The organism is Rhodopseudomonas sp. RCAM05734 (genome assembly GCF_052658035.1).
The window spans coordinates 5,361,065-5,377,827 of record NZ_CP199742.1; the positions used below are offsets into that span (position 1 = coordinate 5,361,065).

19 protein-coding genes and 2 pseudogenes are annotated in these 16,763 nt (G+C 59.1%); 9 read left to right on the forward strand and 12 right to left on the reverse strand.

The genetic code is table 11. From position 1 onward, the window contains the following. Positions 1 to 452 precede the first annotated feature (452 nt). Positions 453 to 1,373, reverse strand: a pseudogene (hemA, locus tag ACUXVA_RS25450) (5-aminolevulinate synthase); the annotation flags it as partial. Positions 1,374 to 1,652: 279 nt separating this feature from the next. On the opposite strand from hemA, the gene ACUXVA_RS25455 reads away from it, so the two are divergent. Next, complete coding sequence (locus ACUXVA_RS25455; RefSeq protein ID WP_445488906.1) at positions 1,653 to 2,459, forward strand: methyltransferase domain-containing protein; 807 nt, start codon at positions 1,653 to 1,655, stop codon at positions 2,457 to 2,459. An 84-nt stretch (positions 2,460 to 2,543) separates the two neighbouring features. Here ACUXVA_RS25455 and ACUXVA_RS25460 read toward each other — a convergent pair whose 3' ends face one another. Beyond that, the gene (locus tag ACUXVA_RS25460) at positions 2,544 to 2,756 is read right to left on the reverse strand and encodes a hypothetical protein (RefSeq protein WP_445493389.1); all 213 of its coding nucleotides are present in this window, start codon (positions 2,754 to 2,756) and stop codon (positions 2,544 to 2,546) included. Here ACUXVA_RS25460 and ACUXVA_RS25465 point away from each other — a divergent pair. Together ACUXVA_RS25465 and ACUXVA_RS25470 are read left to right on the forward strand one after the other, a co-directional pair. Beyond that, the gene (locus ACUXVA_RS25465; RefSeq protein WP_445493352.1) at positions 2,706 to 2,927 is read left to right on the forward strand and encodes a DUF983 domain-containing protein; all 222 of its coding nucleotides are present in this window, start codon (positions 2,706 to 2,708) and stop codon (positions 2,925 to 2,927) included. The two genes, ACUXVA_RS25460 and ACUXVA_RS25465, sit on opposite strands and share 51 nt — an antisense overlap. A 305-nt stretch (positions 2,928 to 3,232) precedes the next feature. After that, positions 3,233 to 3,589 carry a hypothetical protein gene (locus tag ACUXVA_RS25470; protein ID WP_445488908.1) on the forward strand — a complete coding sequence of 119 codons (357 nt, stop codon included), beginning with the start codon at positions 3,233 to 3,235 and terminating at the stop codon, positions 3,587 to 3,589. Here the strand turns inward: ACUXVA_RS25470 and ACUXVA_RS25475 are convergent. The 4 genes from ACUXVA_RS25475 to ACUXVA_RS25490 form a co-directional block, all read right to left on the reverse strand. Next, positions 3,586 to 5,289, reverse strand: a complete 1,704-nt coding sequence (locus ACUXVA_RS25475) for an NAD-dependent malic enzyme (protein WP_445488910.1) — start codon at positions 5,287 to 5,289, stop codon at positions 3,586 to 3,588. The genes ACUXVA_RS25470 and ACUXVA_RS25475 overlap by 4 nt on opposite strands. Positions 5,290 to 5,488: 199 nt before the next feature. After that, entirely contained in the window at positions 5,489 to 5,887 is a 399-nt protein-coding gene (locus ACUXVA_RS25480; protein ID WP_445488912.1) for a DUF983 domain-containing protein, read from the reverse strand. 51 nt (positions 5,888 to 5,938) lie between these two features. Continuing rightward, positions 5,939 to 6,817 (reverse strand): SMP-30/gluconolactonase/LRE family protein, encoded by an 879-nt coding sequence (locus ACUXVA_RS25485; RefSeq protein ID WP_445488914.1) that lies wholly within the window; start codon positions 6,815 to 6,817, stop codon positions 5,939 to 5,941. A 36-nt stretch (positions 6,818 to 6,853) separates the two neighbouring features. After that, entirely contained in the window at positions 6,854 to 7,174 is a 321-nt protein-coding gene (locus ACUXVA_RS25490; RefSeq protein WP_445488916.1) for a helix-turn-helix domain-containing protein, read from the reverse strand. A gap of 310 nt (positions 7,175 to 7,484) precedes the next feature. Here ACUXVA_RS25490 and ACUXVA_RS25495 point away from each other — a divergent pair, with 310 nt between their 5' ends. From ACUXVA_RS25495 to ACUXVA_RS25515, 5 genes are all read left to right on the forward strand, one after another. Beyond that, positions 7,485 to 8,201 (forward strand): class I SAM-dependent methyltransferase, encoded by a 717-nt coding sequence (locus tag ACUXVA_RS25495; RefSeq protein ID WP_265083106.1) that lies wholly within the window; start codon positions 7,485 to 7,487, stop codon positions 8,199 to 8,201. Beyond that, the gene (locus ACUXVA_RS25500) at positions 8,198 to 9,394 is read left to right on the forward strand and encodes a beta-ketoacyl-ACP synthase (RefSeq protein ID WP_265083105.1); all 1,197 of its coding nucleotides are present in this window, start codon (positions 8,198 to 8,200) and stop codon (positions 9,392 to 9,394) included. Before ACUXVA_RS25495 ends, ACUXVA_RS25500 begins: the two co-directional genes overlap by 4 nt. Before the next feature lie 13 nt (positions 9,395 to 9,407). Then, the gene (locus ACUXVA_RS25505) at positions 9,408 to 10,724 is read left to right on the forward strand and encodes a beta-ketoacyl-ACP synthase (RefSeq protein ID WP_265083104.1); all 1,317 of its coding nucleotides are present in this window, start codon (positions 9,408 to 9,410) and stop codon (positions 10,722 to 10,724) included. 49 nt (positions 10,725 to 10,773) lie between these two features. Further along, positions 10,774 to 11,154, forward strand: coding sequence for a response regulator (locus ACUXVA_RS25510; protein WP_265083103.1), 381 nt, complete (start codon positions 10,774 to 10,776; stop codon positions 11,152 to 11,154). 268 nt (positions 11,155 to 11,422) lie between these two features. Then, positions 11,423 to 11,641, forward strand: coding sequence for a hypothetical protein (locus ACUXVA_RS25515; protein WP_265083102.1), 219 nt, complete (start codon positions 11,423 to 11,425; stop codon positions 11,639 to 11,641). 115 nt (positions 11,642 to 11,756) lie between these two features. On the opposite strand, the gene ACUXVA_RS25520 is transcribed toward ACUXVA_RS25515, so the two are convergent. Both ACUXVA_RS25520 and ACUXVA_RS25525 read right to left on the reverse strand, forming a co-directional pair. Next, positions 11,757 to 11,966, reverse strand: a complete 210-nt coding sequence (locus ACUXVA_RS25520; RefSeq protein WP_265083101.1) for a hypothetical protein — start codon at positions 11,964 to 11,966, stop codon at positions 11,757 to 11,759. A 103-nt stretch (positions 11,967 to 12,069) separates the two neighbouring features. Next, positions 12,070 to 12,297, reverse strand: a complete 228-nt coding sequence (locus ACUXVA_RS25525; RefSeq protein ID WP_445488920.1) for a hypothetical protein — start codon at positions 12,295 to 12,297, stop codon at positions 12,070 to 12,072. A gap of 925 nt (positions 12,298 to 13,222) precedes the next feature. Between ACUXVA_RS25525 and ACUXVA_RS25530 the strand changes: the two are divergent. Continuing rightward, positions 13,223 to 13,424: pseudogene (locus tag ACUXVA_RS25530) on the forward strand (SulP family inorganic anion transporter); the annotation flags it as partial. Positions 13,425 to 13,625: 201 nt separating this feature from the next. On the opposite strand, the gene ACUXVA_RS25535 reads toward ACUXVA_RS25530, so the two are convergent. The 4 genes from ACUXVA_RS25535 to tnpA form a co-directional block, all read right to left on the reverse strand. Further along, entirely contained in the window at positions 13,626 to 14,222 is a 597-nt protein-coding gene (locus tag ACUXVA_RS25535; protein ID WP_265083098.1) for a plasmid pRiA4b ORF-3 family protein, read from the reverse strand. After that, a complete protein-coding gene (gene tnpC / locus ACUXVA_RS25540; protein WP_445493353.1) occupies positions 14,219 to 15,829 on the reverse strand; it encodes an IS66 family transposase in 1,611 nt (536 codons plus the stop codon). Before tnpC ends, ACUXVA_RS25535 begins: the two co-directional genes overlap by 4 nt. A gap of 94 nt (positions 15,830 to 15,923) precedes the next feature. Then, positions 15,924 to 16,271 carry an IS66 family insertion sequence element accessory protein TnpB gene (gene tnpB / locus ACUXVA_RS25545; RefSeq protein ID WP_265083097.1) on the reverse strand — a complete coding sequence of 116 codons (348 nt, stop codon included), beginning with the start codon at positions 16,269 to 16,271 and terminating at the stop codon, positions 15,924 to 15,926. Further along, on the reverse strand, positions 16,268 to 16,753 hold the full coding sequence (gene tnpA / locus ACUXVA_RS25550; protein ID WP_445488923.1) for an IS66-like element accessory protein TnpA: 486 nt from the start codon (positions 16,751 to 16,753) through the stop codon (positions 16,268 to 16,270). Before tnpA ends, tnpB begins: the two co-directional genes overlap by 4 nt. Between the last annotated feature and the right edge of the window lie 10 nt (positions 16,754 to 16,763).

The window sequence follows — 16,763 nt, forward strand, 5'->3', positions numbered from 1 at the left end:
CCCTCGTATTCAGCTTGGAAGGCCGAATTTGCTTGAGACCGCTCCGATTTCTAATGCGCGCAAACAACTGAAAACCCTCATTTTTCCCCTATTTTACCTCCTATAGACGCCTGATGCTTTATACGCATATCGGTAGCTGTTGTTGTATGAGCGTTGTACGGGGGCGAGAGTGGTCAAAAAGGTTGGATACGAACGAGAAACGAAGAAAATCGCCCATGATTGGGACCTGCAGCCGGCTTACTCCTTCAGCAAAAGCGGAAAATTGGTGGGAAAGGTCGCTGAGTGGTGTGTCGCTGACGCGCCGGGCCTGACGCTCAGAATAACACCAGGAAAGGTCGTTTGGTACATTCGGCGGCGAGACTTTTCATTACGTCTCGGCCTCGCGCAGGAAATCGGCGTCGAGACGGCAAAGTATTACGCCAAACAGGTTCACTTAGCTGCGGAACGCAAGCGTGAAGTTCGCGTTCGTTGCCCGATGATCTTAAATGTCTGATCGCGGCTAGAGCAGCGGCACATACCGGCGGGGGAAGTGCCGTCGTAAAAATGAAGCCTGGCGCATACGACCGCACCGCATCCACCCAACTGGTACGACCGGCGATATAGCCCCCAAGGCCTCCGAAAGCCTTGGCCATCGTTCCCTCGATAACGTCGACCAGATCGGAAACTCCATCTCTTTCTGCAACGCCAGCGCCCGTGGGACCGTACATCCCTACCGCATGGACTTCGTCGCAATAGGTCATAGCATTTTGCGAGTGGGCCAATTCGCATATCGACCTTATCGGCGCAAAATCCCCGTCCATCGAGTAAAGGCTCTCGAAGAGTACGATTTTTGGCCGACGATATCCCGCCTCTTTGAGCAGATGCTCCAGGTGCTTCAGATCGTTATGGCGGAAAATCTGCTTTGCGCAATTGGCTTGGCTTACGCCTTCGATCATGGAGTTGTGATTCATCTCGTCAGACAAGATCAGGCAGTCAGGGATGAGTTTTGCTATCGCCGCGATGCTCGACTGGTTCGCGACGTACCCCGAGGTGAAAACAAGCGCGGCTTCCTTAGCGTGAAGCTCCGCAAGCTCGCTTTCGAGTTGGACCAGAGGATGGTGGGTGCCCGCGATGTTGCGGGTCCCTCCTGATCCCGTACCCAGGCGGAGAGCCGTGTCGACCATAGCCTTCACAACGGACGGGCTTTGGCTCATACCGAGATAGTCGTTCGAGCACCATATGGTCACTTCGCGAGGACCGCTCGGTGAATGCCAGGTGGCAAGAGGAAATCGCCCTGCCACCCTCTCGATGTCTGCGAACGTCCTATACCTGCGCTCTTCCTTTAGGAGCTTGGTAGCCCGGTCGAATGCGTCGTTGAAATCGAATGACTTCATCTCAGTCAATTCCAGGATCGATTCATTGACGGCCGCATTGCCTATTTCAAACGATGCGTACATCGACGGTACGGCATTCGCCGCCGAACCCGACCTGGCATATTTCAGCTGAGACATTGAAATTACCTGCTTTTCTGGCTCCGCTCCGTCGGGGGATGGCGGAACCGTCCCAACAATCCATGAGTCAGGAAAGAAGTGGACGCAACTTTAAAACGTGGTTATACATTTATGGAAAGTTCTTTATGATGTCAAATACATCAATACTGACGGATTGAGCAATTGAAGGTCATCGGCCATTTTCAAGGTGTACTCGGTCAAATCGCCATTTGGGAAAGCGAGACGTCGGGCGACCGGCTCTATCGCGAGGGTGAGATTTTCCAGAGTCAGAGCTCCCCGTCCGGAGAAAGCCGGTTCCCGTACGTCCAGATGGTCAGGCGCTTCCTTGAGCCGACAAAAAACATACTGCTTCTGGGATGTGGCGGCGGCAACCTTGCTACTATGCTGGTGCGCAGCGGGAAGCGGGTCGTCGTCGTCGATTGCAACCCGACCAGCTTCGAGATCGCGCAAAATTACTTCGGCATGCCGAAGGAGATTCCGTGCGTCACCGCTGACTTTCGGGAGTTTCTGCTTGAAACGACGGAGACGTTCGACGGGATCGGAATCGATGTCGGGGGGCCCGGCTTCTGTTATGAGGAGCAGTTCGACGCCGCCACCTGCAGGTCGATCGTCGACAGGCTGAATCCGGGAGGACGGACGATCATCAACATGCTCGTCGCCACCGATTTCGACAGTGCCCCCGACAAGATCGGGATGCGTCTGTCGACGGACATGACGCGCGGCTGGATCTTGGACCAGCCTGGCGAACTGAATCGGAATGTATTGATTGCGACTCTTCCGAAGGTTAGAGGCCCGGCAAACAAACGACACATGTCCGAACTTCGCCAGTTGGGTCCCCTATGGGATCTGCGCCGCCCGCGACCTCCGCTACCGACCGCCCCGTCACCGTCGACGTATCCTGTGGTTCGAGATGGCCGTAACAACCCGCAAAGTCGCTCGGGCCGAATCTGCCCCCAGCAGGCTTCGTAACTTCCGTATCTGTCCGCGTTTCATCGTCCTCTTTGGGATCTGGGTTTGGGACGCAACCGTCAGTCCGACTGCGAATCCGGAAGGTCACGAATGTCCGCAAGTGAAACTATTGGTCCTGTCCGGTTTTGGCCCGCGATACGCCGCGCCGCCCGACGGAAATGCCCGCAGTGCGGTGAAGGAAACCTTTTTCAGAGCTATCTGCGGCAGGTCGATAGATGTTCGGCCTGCGGAGAGAGCTTCGGTCTCATCCATGCCGACGATGGTCCGGCCTGGCTCACGATCGGCGTCGTCGGTCATGTCGTCGTTCCGATGGCCTTGTTCGCCGAAACTCACTCACAGTGGCCTCTTCCGGTCAGTATGGCCCTTTGGCCTTTGTTGGCGTTGATGTTGACGTTGGCGGTTCTGCCGTTGGCGAAGGCTATGTTCATCGCGGCAATCTGGGTGACGAAGGCGCCCGGAATTGAATAAGCGGACAACGCTTTTGGCCTCAACCCTCGCAGCGAAGGCATTTTCTGTAAGTGTTGAAAATAGGCCAGGACTGACAACCTGGAACAGGCATAGCAGTCGAAAGCAAAGACCTAATAAATTCTACGCTTGGATCGCTGTCGCTACTCGCTGCCTTGGACTTGCTTTTTTCTTTATAGAATTCTTTCTGGGTATCGAACTCAGCTCGGTAGCGTTTTTTGCTGACAGCTTGGGCTTCCTTGAAGCGGCAGCGCTGGGGTTTTGAGCGCGTCAGAAATCGGCTGGAGCATTTCCGGACGAGAGATATTTTGACGCGTCTCGAGCGCGCTTCTCCTGGTCCCGACATGCTTCATTTTTTGGATGACCGTCCCAAACTACCGGTCGGAGAGGCTACTCCGGCTGTGCCGCTGGCTGTCACCGGTGACGCGCTGTTGCTGGTCGATCTCTCTGGTCTTTTCGCCGTCAAACAAGGCATCGTGGCGCATATGGGACCTGTTGCTGTCCTTCGCCGCCACGCCAAGATCAGCGCGGTGCTTGTCTTGGCCGAGTTGTTGATCCAGGCGTCGGATTCGATGTGGCCGGACGTCTTGGCCGGCCTCTACATCTTTTGCATGAATGCAAACGCGACCCAGAACATCAATTTTTCCGCCCAGGGGCCTGCCTAGTTAGATCGCACGTACGGATCGTAAGCGGGATTCCACATCTTTTGCCTGATGGCCCGGACAAGTGCCGCTTCGCCTGCATCGATGGCGAGCATTTCGTCCTGAGCCTTCGACCCGACGGCTTTTGCGATCTCGAAGGCTATGCCTCGGAGCGCAGAGACCGGCGGCAGGATATTTCCGTTGGGGCTGACGGTCAGCCGGGATATATCCGCTAACGTCTTGGCGGCAGCCATGAACATTCCGTCGCTGATACGCAGCGCCTTGGATGCGACAGCCCCGAGCCCAACTCCTGGGAAAATGTAGGAGTTGTTCACCTGATCGGCGCTGAACATGACGCCATTGCGCTCGAATGGCGGGAACGGGCTGCCTACGCCGACAATGGCCCGGTCATCCGTCCATGCATATAGATCCGCGGGTTCCGCTTCACAGCAAGCGGTCGGATTGGAAAGCGGAAAAATGATCGGACGAAACGTGCCCTCGGCCATCTTTCGTACGATGGCTTCGCTGAATGCACCACGTTGACCGGAGACGCCAATCAGGACGGTCGGTTTCACTCGAGTAACCGTCTCGAGTAGATCGACGCCGCCTTTGGCTCCGCGTGTCCAGTGCACGACATCTTGCGCTGCGCGAGCGAATGGGTACTGGCTCGTCGACAATTCTGGCATATCGTCTAGTAGCAGGCCGTTCACGTCGACCATGAAGATGGAGCGCGCGGCGGCGGCGTCGGAAAGGCCGGCTTCGACCATCGCGCGAACGAGAAGCCCGGCAATTCCGCAGCCCGCCGATCCCGCGCCAAGAATACAGATCCTCTGGTCCGTAATCGGCACGTTGGTGACGTTGAGTGCCGCCAACAGAGTGCCTGTCGCGGCGGCGGCGGTCCCCTGCACGTCGTCATTGAAGGTGCAAAGTCGATCCCGATATCTGTTCAGCAGGCGTAGCGCGTTGTTTCTGCCGAAGTCCTCCCACTGCAGGACGACGTGAGGCCAACGATCGTTAACCGCGACGACAAAAGCATCAAGAAATTCGTCGTATTGCTCCCCGGTCACTCGGGGATGGCGCCAGCCCATGTAGAGCGGGTCGTTTAGGAGTGCCTGGTTGTCCGTTCCGACATCCAGGAAGATGGGCAGCGTGGTCGACGGATGAAGTCCGGCACAGCAGGTGTATAGAGCAGTCTTCCCGATGGAGATGCCCATCCCGCCTACCCCCTGATCGCCGAGGCCGAGCACGCGTTCGCCGTCGGTGACAACGATTACCTCCACGTTGTCGAAGCGATCGTGCGAAAGGATGCGCTTCATCTGGTTCTGCAATGGAATGCTCAGAAAATAGCCCCGTGGCCGCCGGAATATCCTGCTGAACTGCTGCGAGCCGGGGCCTACCGTCGGCGTATAGACGATGGGCAGCAGTTCTTCGGTATTCGAGACGAGCAGGCTGTAGAAGAGCGTTTCGTTGGTGTCCTGCAGGTCTCGCAGATACACATAACGATCGAGATCGTTTGACAGACCGCGCAGGGCGAGGAGCCGGCGCTCGACCTGTTCTGCGAGGGTCGAGACGTGCGCAGGCAGAAGCCCGTTCAGGCCGAACTCCCAGCGCTCACGTTCGGTGAAGGCCGTCCCTTTGTTCAGGGCCGGACTTGTCAATAACTCGTACCCGCTTTGAGAAACCGGCACCGCGTCGTGATGCAGTCCGATATCGAGGTTTGTCATGTGCGCATTTCTCTCATATATCGCCGTTGAATGACAATCGTTGGCTTCGCAGCGCCGCGGCTAGATCCAAATCCGGAACCATACAGGCGACCGGTCGCTATGACGGCCTGGTACCAGAACAGGCGGCCGTGGCCCCATGCCGTTCAAGTCGCAGACTGGACCGCCGTCCGCGCGTGCGATCGTGGGGTTACCTAGAGGCTCAATCCCGGATCCTGGGAACCAACCGCCCTTGCATCGCCCTGTGATTGTGCTGCAGGGCGATGAGAAGGCTTTTCAGGACCCTCAGCGGCCAGAGGGTCAACGCGAGAATCATCGGAACCCACAGCGCCGCGTGTAGCCAGTATGGAGGCTGGTATTTGACCTCGGTGACCAAGGCCGCTCCGACCACGATTGCGCCTGCGATCATGATAACAAATATAGCAGGCCCGTCGCCCGAATCCGCGAAACTGAAGTCCAGGCCGCACACGTCGCATTGAGGTTTCAGGGTCAGATAACCACTGAACAACCTGCCCTTGCCGCATCGGGGACAACGGCACAGTAGGCCTGCCAGGTATGGTGACGGCATGCCCTCAGGAGCTTGCTTGTCTAGGAATTTCATTCCAACTTTCCGGATGGTCGCGTCTGGCGGCCAGCCCATTTTTCGGATTCGCTAATGGAAACCAGTTTCCGCGAGCCGAATGGAAACCGCGGCGCAAGGTACGTCGACAAGGGCCGTCTCGACGCTCGCGGTCTGCTGGCGGTCGGGATAGTCCGCCAGATTGGCGGCGACCGTCAGGCAGAAGAGCGTCCGGCCGTCGCGGCCACCCAACTGACAGGCCACCGCATGGCGTCCTGGCACGTGGACGCGATGGGTGACTCGCCCGCCTTGGAGTATCCGCACGAAAAGCGGCTGCCGCGCAGCCGCCGCCCAGACAGCTCCCTCCGAATCCGCGCAGATGCCGAGTGGGCTCATTCTCTCGAAATTCGCGAAGACCTTTCTATGCAGCAATTCGCCATCGCCATCGATCTGAAAGGCGAGAACGCGGTTGCCGAGGGTCTCCGAGACAAGGAGGTCATGTGCGCTTGTGATCGCCAATCCGCTCGGATGGGCCATCCCGTGTGCAACCGACCGAACGGCACCATCTGTCGTAGCCAGAAGCACGCGAGCCGATGAGAAGCCGTCGGGACCGGCGGCGGCGGCGTCGAACGCAGTCACGTACGCGTTTCCGTCGCGCGCGACCGCCAAGTCGCGCAAGAATCCGGCTGCGTGGTCCGACATGTCAGCGTGGACGATCTGGTTCCCGGACCCGAAGTTCAGGATCTTTCGCTGGCTCATCGACGCGACCAGCAGGTCTCCGCCAGGCAAGAACCCCAAGCCGGACGGGCGACTTGGCACGTCCGCGGCAACCGAGACCTTGCCGTTAAGATCGATCCGGAAGACCTTTCCAGCGCGGGTATCGGATACCCACAAGGCGCCCAAGTGCCATCTGGGTGCCTTCAGGCGCCAGAAGCCGCTCGCCAGCAGGCTTGTCTTCAGAGTTTTCGTCATTGTCGGCCGGGCAATCGTTGTTGCAGCACCCCGTAGCTATCGAGCGCGCTCCAGGCTTCGCGAAGTTGAAGGCTTGGGCGGCTTGATGTTCTTCATCTTCGGCTTCGTGATATGCTCTCTTAGCCGGACGCCCCGACCTGTGGCTGAACTGGCGCTGTCGGGATTGATCAATTCGACCCCGGCGCTTTCAAGCGCAGAGACCAACTTCATCAGGGAATCAACGTTGCCGCGAATAACACCGTCGCTCGCCTCCATGCGCTGGATGGTGGGCACGGAAAGATCCGCCAGTTCGGCCGTTTGCCGCTGATCTATGTTCAGCAACGCGCGAGCGGCCCTGAGTTGGTTGGCGGTAATCATAAGCTGTCGGCCTCCGGTGCGATGTTCGCCTAATATAGGTACACTATACAAATCCGCGCTTCAACCATCAATTTACATGCGCAAGATATCATTCCCGTTTTTATGTGCAATCTCCCAGATCGACGGGGTTAGCCTTGCCTCTTGCAATGTAATGGCGCCCCGACGAGCGAGCTGCCAGTCCCTGCGAACACCATTCGCGCAATTCAAATTGGCTTGCATGTTGTACATTACGTGATAAAAGATGTTTTATGCATGTTATTTAATGCCTTGGCTCTTATATGGTGTCGCCGTGCGATTGTTAGGACGTTACTTGGGGCGAAACGGAGAGATCGAGATCGCCGAGTATTCGTCGGACGGCACGCGTGTGTATTTCGAAGAAGGGGTCCGGCAAAGCCAAGCGACGCCCGACGGCGAAAGCATCTTTACCTACGTGAAGCTGATGGAAGAGTTGCTGCGAACGTCGAATAACATTCTTGTCCTGGGGTGCGGCGGCGGAAACCTTGCCACCAAACTGGCCGGGCTCGGGAAACAACTGACGATCGTCGACAACAATCCAATCAGCTTCGTGATCGCGCAACAGTTTTTCAAGCTACCCGAAGACCTGCCTTGCATGGTCTCCGACTTCCGAAAGTACGTTTTCGAGGATCGCACGCAGTATGACGGCATCGCAATCGACGTGGGCGGCCCGGGCTTCCGTTTCAACGAGGAGTTTGATGCTGAGACTTGCGACGCGATCCGCGCCCGACTGGCCACCGGCGGGCGGATCGTGATGAACGTCACGGCCTCGAACGACATCGACCCTATCCCGGACCGGATCGCCGCGCGCCTGGCTGGTGACAGCCTGCATGCATGGATCGTCGACGAGCAAGGGATTGAAGATCGTAATGCAGTTATCGTCTGCGTTCCGGAGAAGCAGATAACTAGGCGTGTTTCCCTCAGGGACGCTATGCGCAACAACCATGAAGAGTGGTCGCTGCGCCGAGGAAGACTGCGCAGCCGCGATGTTGCCTGTGGCGCGCGCAGATGAAGAAGTCCACCCCGGAGCGCCGTGAGACTTGGATCACCGGCATTGGAATCGTCTCGTCCCTCGGAGACGGGCTGGAAGCGACTTGGCGCGCGCTCCAAACGGGCCACATCAATGTGGATGAAACAACATTTGCTCCCTGGATGGTACATCCTTTGGTTCCGCTCGCACTTGATGCTCAGATCCCCAAAAAGGGCGACCAGCGCCAGATGCAGGCGTGGCAGCGCATCGGCACCTATGCGGCGGGCCTTGCCCTGGATTCCGCAGGCATCAAGGACAACAGCGAGATATTGGCGCGGACGGACATGATCGTCGCGGCCGGCGGCGGTGAACGCGACCTGGCGGTCGACAGCGCTATTCTGACAGCGCGCGGCGGCGGGAATTCCGGGCCTGAAATGCTTAACGAACGGCTTATGAATGACCTGCGTCCGACGCTATTTCTCGCGCAGCTTTCCAATCTGCTGGCAGGCAACATTTCCGTCGTCCACGGCGTATCGGGCTCGTCGCGGACGTTCATGGGCGAGGAAGCCGCCGGTGTAGACGCCGTCCGAATCGCATGGGCAAAGATAGCGGCCGGCCAAAGCGAGATCGCGCTTGTCGGCGCGGCTCAGAACGCCGAGCGCAAAGAAATGCTGATGCTGTACGAATGCGGGGGCTTCAATCTCAAGGAAAAGATGTCTCCCGTCTGGTCCCGCAACGGTGGTGGATTCGCTCTCGGGTCCGGCGGAGTATTTCTCGTGCTCGAATCCAGATCCCATGCCGAGTCCCGCGGCGCGGTGCCGTTTGCGCGGCTCGTCAACGTCGTTTCCGCGCACTCCTCTCGCTCTGCGGCTGGCGGGGTGGAAGCCGTTCTAGGAGGCCTGTGGGAGGCTTTGGAAATCGAGGAAGAGCCATCGGCGATCGTCACCGCGGCGTCTGGTGCGTCCCCTGCGGCCGCTGAAGAAAGTGCCTTCCTTTCGGACCATGCCGATACTCCGGTTCGCGCAGTCGGAACTTCCTTCGGACATCTGGTGGAAGCTCAATTTCCGCTGGCGATGGCGATGGCGGCGCTGAGCATATCGCGCGGCGAATTATTTCCTTCGAACGACCCGTCCGGTTTTGAGGTCGAGACGAAAGAAAAGCCGTCTCGAGTCGTGGCCATCGGCGTCGGCCATTGGCGCGGCGAAGGTATGGCGCTCCTCGAGGCCATCGCTTGAAGAAAAATCGATCATGAACCTGCGCACACATCCTGCGGCGCCCCGCGCCACTTCCCTTTACCTCGATAGCGGCGGACGGCCGATCGTCGTCGTCACCGGCATGGGCGTCGTTACCTCGCTCGGCCAAGGCAAAGCGGAGAATTGGGCCAAGCTGACGACCGGAGTGTCCGGCATCAGCACCATCCGGCGCTTTGCCACACATGGCCTGAAGACCCGCATCGCCGGCTGCATCGACTTCGTGAAAGTCGAACCGTTCTCGTCGACAACCCTGGCCGAACGCCTAGCCGATATCGCGATCGAAGAGGCGATCGGCGAATCGGCGATTGGAAGAAAAGGAGACTTCCCGGGCCCCCTGTTCCTCGGATTGGCGCCGGTCGAGGTTGAATGGCCGCAACGCGAAGAAATAGCCCTGGCCTCGGGAGAAACCGGGACGATAGACTACGATATATTGCTTCGAACAAGCGCCAGCGGTCGTTTCGCCCATGTCCATGCGCGCTATCTTTTCGGTTCGGTTGCCGACCATGTCTGCGAGACGTTCGGCACAAAAGGATCGCCCATCTCAGTCTCGACGGCCTGCGCGTCCGGGGCGACGGCAATCCAGCTTGGCGTCGAGGCGATCAGGTGTGGCGAGACCAATGCCGCGCTGTGCATAGCCACTGACGGCTCGGTCAACGCCGAGGCCCTGGTACGTTTTTCCCTGCTGTCCGCGCTGTCGACACATAACGATGATCCCTGCGGTGCATCGAGGCCCTTCTCGAAAGACCGCGAAGGCTTCGTAATGGCAGAGGGTGCGGGTGCACTCGTTCTCGAAAGCCTTGAGGCCGCAAGGGCCCGCGGAGCCCGAATTTTGGGAGTGATCGCCGGTTGCGGCGAGTTGGCGGACACATTTCATCGTACCCGTCCGAAACCGGACGGCAAACCGATCGCGGATTGCATCCGCAAAGCGCTCATCGACGCGGACCTGACCATCGACCAGATCGACTATATCAACGCCCATGGCACCAGCACCGTTGAAAATGATAAGATGGAATATCTTGGCACTGCCGCAGTGTTCGGCGACCGTATCCGCAAGATCCCTGTTTCCTCCAATAAATCCATGATCGGCCACACGCTTTCTGCTGCCGGCATCATCGAGGCGATATTTACGCTGTTGACGTTGGAACACCAGCGGATCCCGCCCACCATCAACTATGATGCCCCCGACCCCGGAATTCTATTCGACGTCGTGCCCAACAAAGCGCGAGACGCGCGGCTTACGACAGGCATGTCGAATTCATTCGGCTTCGGCGGCCAGAATGTGTCGCTGATCATGAGACGGGATCTAAACTGAACTGAACAAGGCCGCGTCGAATGTAAATGCGAGAAAGCGCCAGGTCGACATGCTGTTGCTCCGAGATTGCCGTGCAGCCACAGTGCTTGTGGTGGAAGATGATGAAGTATTGCGCATGTGTTCGGCCGATATAGTCTCCGACGCCGGCTTCGCCCCCGTCGAAGCAGCGAATGCCGACGAAGCGGTGGCCATACTCGAGAGTCGGTCAGACATCGCGCTACTGCTTACCGATATCCAGATGCCGGGTAGCATGGATGGCCTGGAACTCGCCGCAACCGTCCGACGCCGTTGGCCGCGCATCAAGATTATCTTGGTGTCTGGAGGCGTCGAAGCGGCAGAGAGCGACATGCCCGCCGATAGCCGCTTTTTCAGCAAGCCATTCCGGTCGCTGCAAATGATCCAGGCGCTGCAAGAGATGATGCTGGCGTAGCGCCCTCCCCCTTTCAGTTCAAGAGATGAGGCATTGCAATGAGCGGCGATCGATCCAGGCGGCTGAAGGTTGGGGAAGACGTGTACTGGCAAGGTCGGGCGAGTGATCGCGGCCAAGTTGTCGAAAACGGTTGGAGCGCGGTGAAGATACGTTGGGACAACGACGGAATCCTGAATTCGATCTGCCACAATGACATGCTTCACGTCGCTCTTACGCCCATGGAACCTTGATATTGAGATTGAACTGCCGGGCCATCGCTCGGCCAAGAATGGCGGCCAATACGTCCCCGATCGGCCGCACCATCATTGCGGACGGCGGCAAGGAGCAAGGAATGAAAATCATGACTATCGAAAAGCGCGAGCAATACGTCGGGTACGCTGAGTACTGCGTTATTCTGGCAAAACGCGCGACGGACATGGAGTGCCGGGAAATTTTGCGAGGAATGGCATCGGAATGGCTAAAATTGGTCGATGCCGCCGATCATTGACACTGGCTACGGTTCCACAGAATTTCGAATCCCGGGCATGTCGAACCTCGCTGTGATCCGGCCCCTGCATCTCCACGAACCCCGTCCGTGGTTCAGCCTCGACGTTATGATTTCGTCAAACGGCGGAAAACAGTTTGTCCGTCGCTTTAACTAGGTGCCGTTCGGAGCTCCGAGCATCGGCCAAATGGCCGACGAGCGCCCCCGTTAGTGTATAGATGTTGGCACCCTTGATGCGATAGAGTTTCTCGCCCTTGAGGTTGAAGGCGTTCCCGCCCCGAACCACGCCGACCTGCGTTCCCGCACTGTTAAATATATTGCCGTCCACGATAGCCTCCTGAACTCAAGCGGGGGTCTGATGTTTCGCCCGGGCGATCGACGAAGCCGCAAGCAATTGCGCCAATTGGATCGCTATAAGAATTGACCAATATTCAGCCGCTTGGGGTACCGCGAGGGAGCGCAGGCTTAAAGTTCGGAATTTCCTTGGGAATGATCTTGATGGTCCAGCGTTGGGACTCGCTGGACTTCTCTTCCATGACCGAATGGACGATACCCGTCGCTACAATGTCGCCGACGGAAACGGCCGTGATCGCTCCCGAATACTGCGCCCTTCGGCAGAGTCGGGCTTCACTCACGTCGCTGGTGTAGATGACCTGCATGGATGTCCCAACCCCTTCCTTCGTTCTCCGACTTGGCGGGCGAGCCCTCGAACAGCCAGCAAACACCGCCAGAATTCGCTTCACCCGCGGCTGGCTTTGTCCTGCGCCTGGTTCGCTGCCTGGGCATTGGCCCCGAAAGCCGCTACACCGATGCTGGTAGTGGCGGACCACAGTACCTGTCCGGTTCCGAAAGGACCCAACTGCCACAAGTCTACAGGGACCGCCGTTGGCGAAGTAGCAATTGTCATTGCAGCCAGTCCAACCGTGCAGATCCAGAGGCAGAGGAGCAGTGTGCTGGCCGCAGCCGCCGGCTCCGAACGGTTCATTTTTCGGGATGCGGTAGCGATAGCAGCGGCCGTAGATTCCACAAACCGGTTTTTTGTAAGGGCTACCCCCACGGCGAGCAACAGGTACGTCAGCTTAAGTAGATGAACGACATCAAAAGAGAGGTCGTTCCGATCAAACCCGGGTTGGATGAGTGCAATGACGAAAGGTGTCGAAAGCGATATCGCCACGCCTTGCATAATTGCTCCGGAGATACCCGCGCGGACCAACGGCAAATGCGATGCAGTTTTCAAAGAGCAGATGCCCGAAACAAAGAGTTCCAGAAACCGTCAAACGACATGCCGACGGCATAGACCGCCCACAAATTATCCCCCCCAAAACGGCACATGTCATGCCTCTTACAGTCTAAATAATGCTTGATATGTTTCTATTGACGTTTAATATATCCCATCTGCCGTCGACATTCCAGTGTCCGATTATCAAAAGTACACGCTGCGACGCACCGGAAAGACGGGATTTCGCACTGCGGCGAGGTCAACATCGAGGCTCCGCTGGAGCCGATTTGTGGGGCGCTCGATCAGGCGCCTATCCCCGGACCCCCTCATGAAATAGCAGAAATCTCTCCCCGCTTTTCAGGTCGATCTCGGCACCGACTGCGTCCGCCGCGATACTGAAGATAACATTGGGTGTGAGACAACGGCCTGCAATATCTGTTCGCATCAACTGTTCATATGGGTTTCATCCAGATCGCCGCCGCGACCCTGAGGCTCGGCCCCCTCATGAAATTTGTGTCACGCTCAGCGACGACTGGCTTTGTTAACGCGCTGGCGATACTGATCTTCCAGACAATGCCCGATGCCCCAGGCAGAGCAACGTCAGCCCCCTATTGCCGCCGTCGGGCATGTCGCCAGCCGTTTCGTCTGCATCCGGCTGATCGTCAACACGTCAACCGCGACGATGGCGCCATCGTTCGGAGCGCCGAACACCACTCCGAACCCAGCTGCGTCGCGCGAGCATCGTAGCCATCCGCCGAAGACCGCAGGCTATGTTGCTTTTGGGCGCTTGGCAGTCGTCCGGGACCAGCGCTTGGCGAGAATCATAAGTTCGTCCGCCAGCCACTCGGGATTGACGACGGACGGATCAAAGTTTTCCGGCATCCATTCCTTGCACTCTTCATGGCGCTCGTGCTTCGGATCGCTGATGGCCTCGAGGGCTTCGGCGTAGCCGATTGGACCACCCACATCTTCCGGAGGGCAGCGCCCAACGGCCTCCAGGAGGCGCGGATAGCGGATGCCAAATTCCGGATCGATCAGCCGCTCGATCTTGATGGTGTGGTCCCAACCATCGCCGAAGTCATAGAGATAGCGCAGGGTTCTGGTTCCGGTGTCTTCGATAATATCGTCGAGCCGCGCCTTGCGGGCGTCGAGCGGGCCGTCGGGCCAATCTGGATCGGGCTGTCCCCAGCCAGCGCCGCCGGCGCGGATTTCATAGAGATGGCTGTTGGTCCAACCCATCGCTGCCTGCACTATCAGATGCAGGCGGTCCAGCCGAATGTCGAACGGAACCTCGACACGGCGCAGCACCGCGGGCTCGACATCGTCGAGCGTGATCTTGAGACGGGCGATGGTATCGGCGGTCATGCCGCCATTGTACGACGCTCGCGGGCCGCCGCCCAGTGCCACGGTAGCAGCGCGGCGAGATCAGCGCTGCTGTGGTCGTTGATGCGGGCCAGAACGTCGGCAAGCCAGGCCTGCGGATCGACGTCGTTGAGCTTCGCCGTCATGATCAGCGTGGCCATGGCCGCCGCTCGGTCGGCACCGCGTTCCGAGCCGGCAAACAGCCACGACTTGCGCCCCAGTGCAAATCCACGAAGCGCCCTCTCAGCCGCATTATTTGTCAGACAGATCCGGCCATCGTCGACGAAGTGAGCGAACCGGCCCCAACGCTTGAGCATGTAGTCGATCGGCTTGGCGACAGAGGCCGATCGTGACAGGCGAGACCGCTCGTCGCGCAGCCATGCTTCCAGAGCAGCCAGCAGCGGCGCACTCTGTTGCCGGCGCACCCGCAGGCATTCATCGGCGCTCAGGCCATTGAGGCCGCGCTCGATGTCGAACAGCGCGTCGATGCGCTTGACCGCCTCCAGCGCAATCGGCGAGATCGCCGGCGCGTTCTTGCCGCGACGGGCATTGGCAGCGATATCGGCCAGTTCGAAGAACTGACATCTTGCATGGCTCCAGCATAGCGCCGACGTGATCGGTCCCGGCGAACGAGACGGCTCGTAAAGTCCGTTATACCCGCCATAGGCGTCAGCCTGCAGAATGCCGGCGAAGCCTTGAAGATGCCCGAGGGGGTGTTCATGCCTTCGATCCCGTGATGCGTAATAAAGCGCCGCCGGCGGCGCGCAACTGCCAAACGGACGATCGTCGCGGACATAGGTCCAGATATGGCCGGTGACCGTCTTACCTTTCGCCAGGATCGGCACAGTGGTGTCGTCGCCATGTAGACGTTCGGCTGCAAGGACATGGGCCTCGATCAGCGCATGCAGGGGCTGCAGCACCATCGTGCAGGTACCAACCTGGTCGGCCAGCGTCGAGACCCCGAGGTCAATGCCCTCGCGCCGGTAGCGCTCGCTCTGCCGGTTCAACGGCTGATGCTGACCGAACTTCTCGAACAGGATCATCGCCAGCAAATTCGGCCCGGCGAAGCCGCGTGGCGTCACATGGAACGGCGCTGGCGGTTGCGTGATGATCTCGCAGTTTCGGCACGAGAACCTCTCCCGCACTGTCTGGATCACCTTCCATTGCCGCGGGATCACTTCCAGCGTCTCGGTGACGTCCTCGCCCAATTTCGACAGCCTCAAGGACCCACAGCACGGACAGCTCTGCGGTGCGGCGATCACCACACGCTCGCGCGGCAGATGATCAGGGAAGGGTTTGCGCGACGGCCGCTTGCGTTGGAATGATTGGATCGTTTGCGCCCGGGCGGCCGCCTGTTCAGCCGCCAGTTCATCCTCGGTCGCCGCAGCCTCGAGATCTTCCAGCTGCAATTCCATCTGCTCAAGCAGCCGCGCCTTGCGCTCCGAACGGCTGCCGTAAAGCTCGCGGCGCAGCTTCTCGATTGCCAGTTCGAGATGGGCGATCAGGGCTTCGCTGCTGGAAAGATCCGCCTGCGCATTGGCCGCCTCGGCCTTGGCGATCGCAGCATTGCTCTCAGCTTCAAGACGCGCAGCGCGCTCCGCGATGATCATCGCATGGGCAGCGGCAAGATCCGATGGAAGCGGTTCATAAGCGTCTTTCATGGCAATGATGGAATCACATCCGCCGCCATCTGCAAGCCCAATTTCAGCCGACCGAGGTCGGACGCCAGGTTTCCTGCGGATGGCGCCAGTCAATTCCAGACAGAAGATAACTGAGCTGGGCGGGCGAGATCGTCACCGCACCGTCGGCCTGGCTTGGCCAGAGGAAACGCCCGCGCTCCAACCGCTTCGTGAACAGGCATGCGCCCTGGCCGTCATGCCAGATCACCTTCAAAAGATTGCCGCTGCGACCGCGGAAGCAAAACAGGTGCCCGCTCAGCGGATCCCGCCGCAGCACCTCCTGCACCTGAAGCGACAGGCTGGCAAAGCCCTTCCGCATGTCGGTGTGCCCGGTCGCCAGCCACACCCGCACATTGCCCGGCATCGGGATCATGGCCGTTCCAGCAACGCCAGAACCCGCGCCAGCACCGTCACATCGACGCCATGGTCGACAATCACCCGATGCCCGCGCACTAGCACGATCTCAATCCCTCCCGGCGTCGCACCCCCGCATGGCTGAGGTAGCTCACTCCGTCGCATGGCATCAAGTCGTTCCGGCATGGGCGACGCACCATTGTCGCCGATGATCGCCGATGCAAAAGTCGTCATCTCATCCGCTTCCGCCAGTCGGCCATCCCGGGCCAACCGCCGCCATGTGAACAGCTGGCTCGCAGACAAGCCGTTCCGACGCGCTGTCGCCGACACCAGCCGCGGGCCGGCATAGCTCTCCGCAACGACCCGTTGCTTCTCCTCAAGCGTCCAGCGCCGCCGCGCCCCCGTCGCAACGACGTCGAGACGGGAAATCTTCGGAATAGGCGTATGACTAGGGTCCGGACCCAATAACCGGATTCCCCTGGCAGCCTGATCGTGATTCACTGCCTCATCG

Excerpts from the sequence above, each read along its gene's own strand:
- ACUXVA_RS25460 (WP_445493389.1), bottom strand. The coding sequence starts at position 2,756 with ATGACCGACGACGCCGATCGTGAGCCAGGCCGGACCATCGTCGGCATG.
- ACUXVA_RS25475 (WP_445488910.1), bottom strand. The coding sequence starts at position 5,289 with ATGACAAACCTCGATATCGGACTGCATCACGACGCGGTGCCGGTTTCT.
- ACUXVA_RS25480 (WP_445488912.1), bottom strand. The coding sequence starts at position 5,887 with ATGAAATTCCTAGACAAGCAAGCTCCTGAGGGCATGCCGTCACCATAC.
- ACUXVA_RS25485 (WP_445488914.1), bottom strand. The coding sequence starts at position 6,817 with ATGACGAAAACTCTGAAGACAAGCCTGCTGGCGAGCGGCTTCTGGCGC.
- ACUXVA_RS25490 (WP_445488916.1), bottom strand. The coding sequence starts at position 7,174 with ATGATTACCGCCAACCAACTCAGGGCCGCTCGCGCGTTGCTGAACATA.
- ACUXVA_RS25500 (WP_265083105.1), top strand. The coding sequence starts at position 8,198 with ATGAAGAAGTCCACCCCGGAGCGCCGTGAGACTTGGATCACCGGCATT.
- ACUXVA_RS25505 (WP_265083104.1), top strand. The coding sequence starts at position 9,408 with ATGAACCTGCGCACACATCCTGCGGCGCCCCGCGCCACTTCCCTTTAC.
- ACUXVA_RS25510 (WP_265083103.1), top strand. The coding sequence starts at position 10,774 with ATGCTGTTGCTCCGAGATTGCCGTGCAGCCACAGTGCTTGTGGTGGAA.
- ACUXVA_RS25515 (WP_265083102.1), top strand. The coding sequence starts at position 11,423 with ATGGCGGCCAATACGTCCCCGATCGGCCGCACCATCATTGCGGACGGC.
- ACUXVA_RS25525 (WP_445488920.1), bottom strand. The coding sequence starts at position 12,297 with ATGCAGGTCATCTACACCAGCGACGTGAGTGAAGCCCGACTCTGCCGA.
- ACUXVA_RS25535 (WP_265083098.1), bottom strand. The coding sequence starts at position 14,222 with ATGACCGCCGATACCATCGCCCGTCTCAAGATCACGCTCGACGATGTC.
- tnpC (WP_445493353.1), bottom strand. The coding sequence starts at position 15,829 with ATGATCATCGCGGAGCGCGCTGCGCGTCTTGAAGCTGAGAGCAATGCT.
- tnpB (WP_265083097.1), bottom strand. The coding sequence starts at position 16,271 with ATGATCCCGATGCCGGGCAATGTGCGGGTGTGGCTGGCGACCGGGCAC.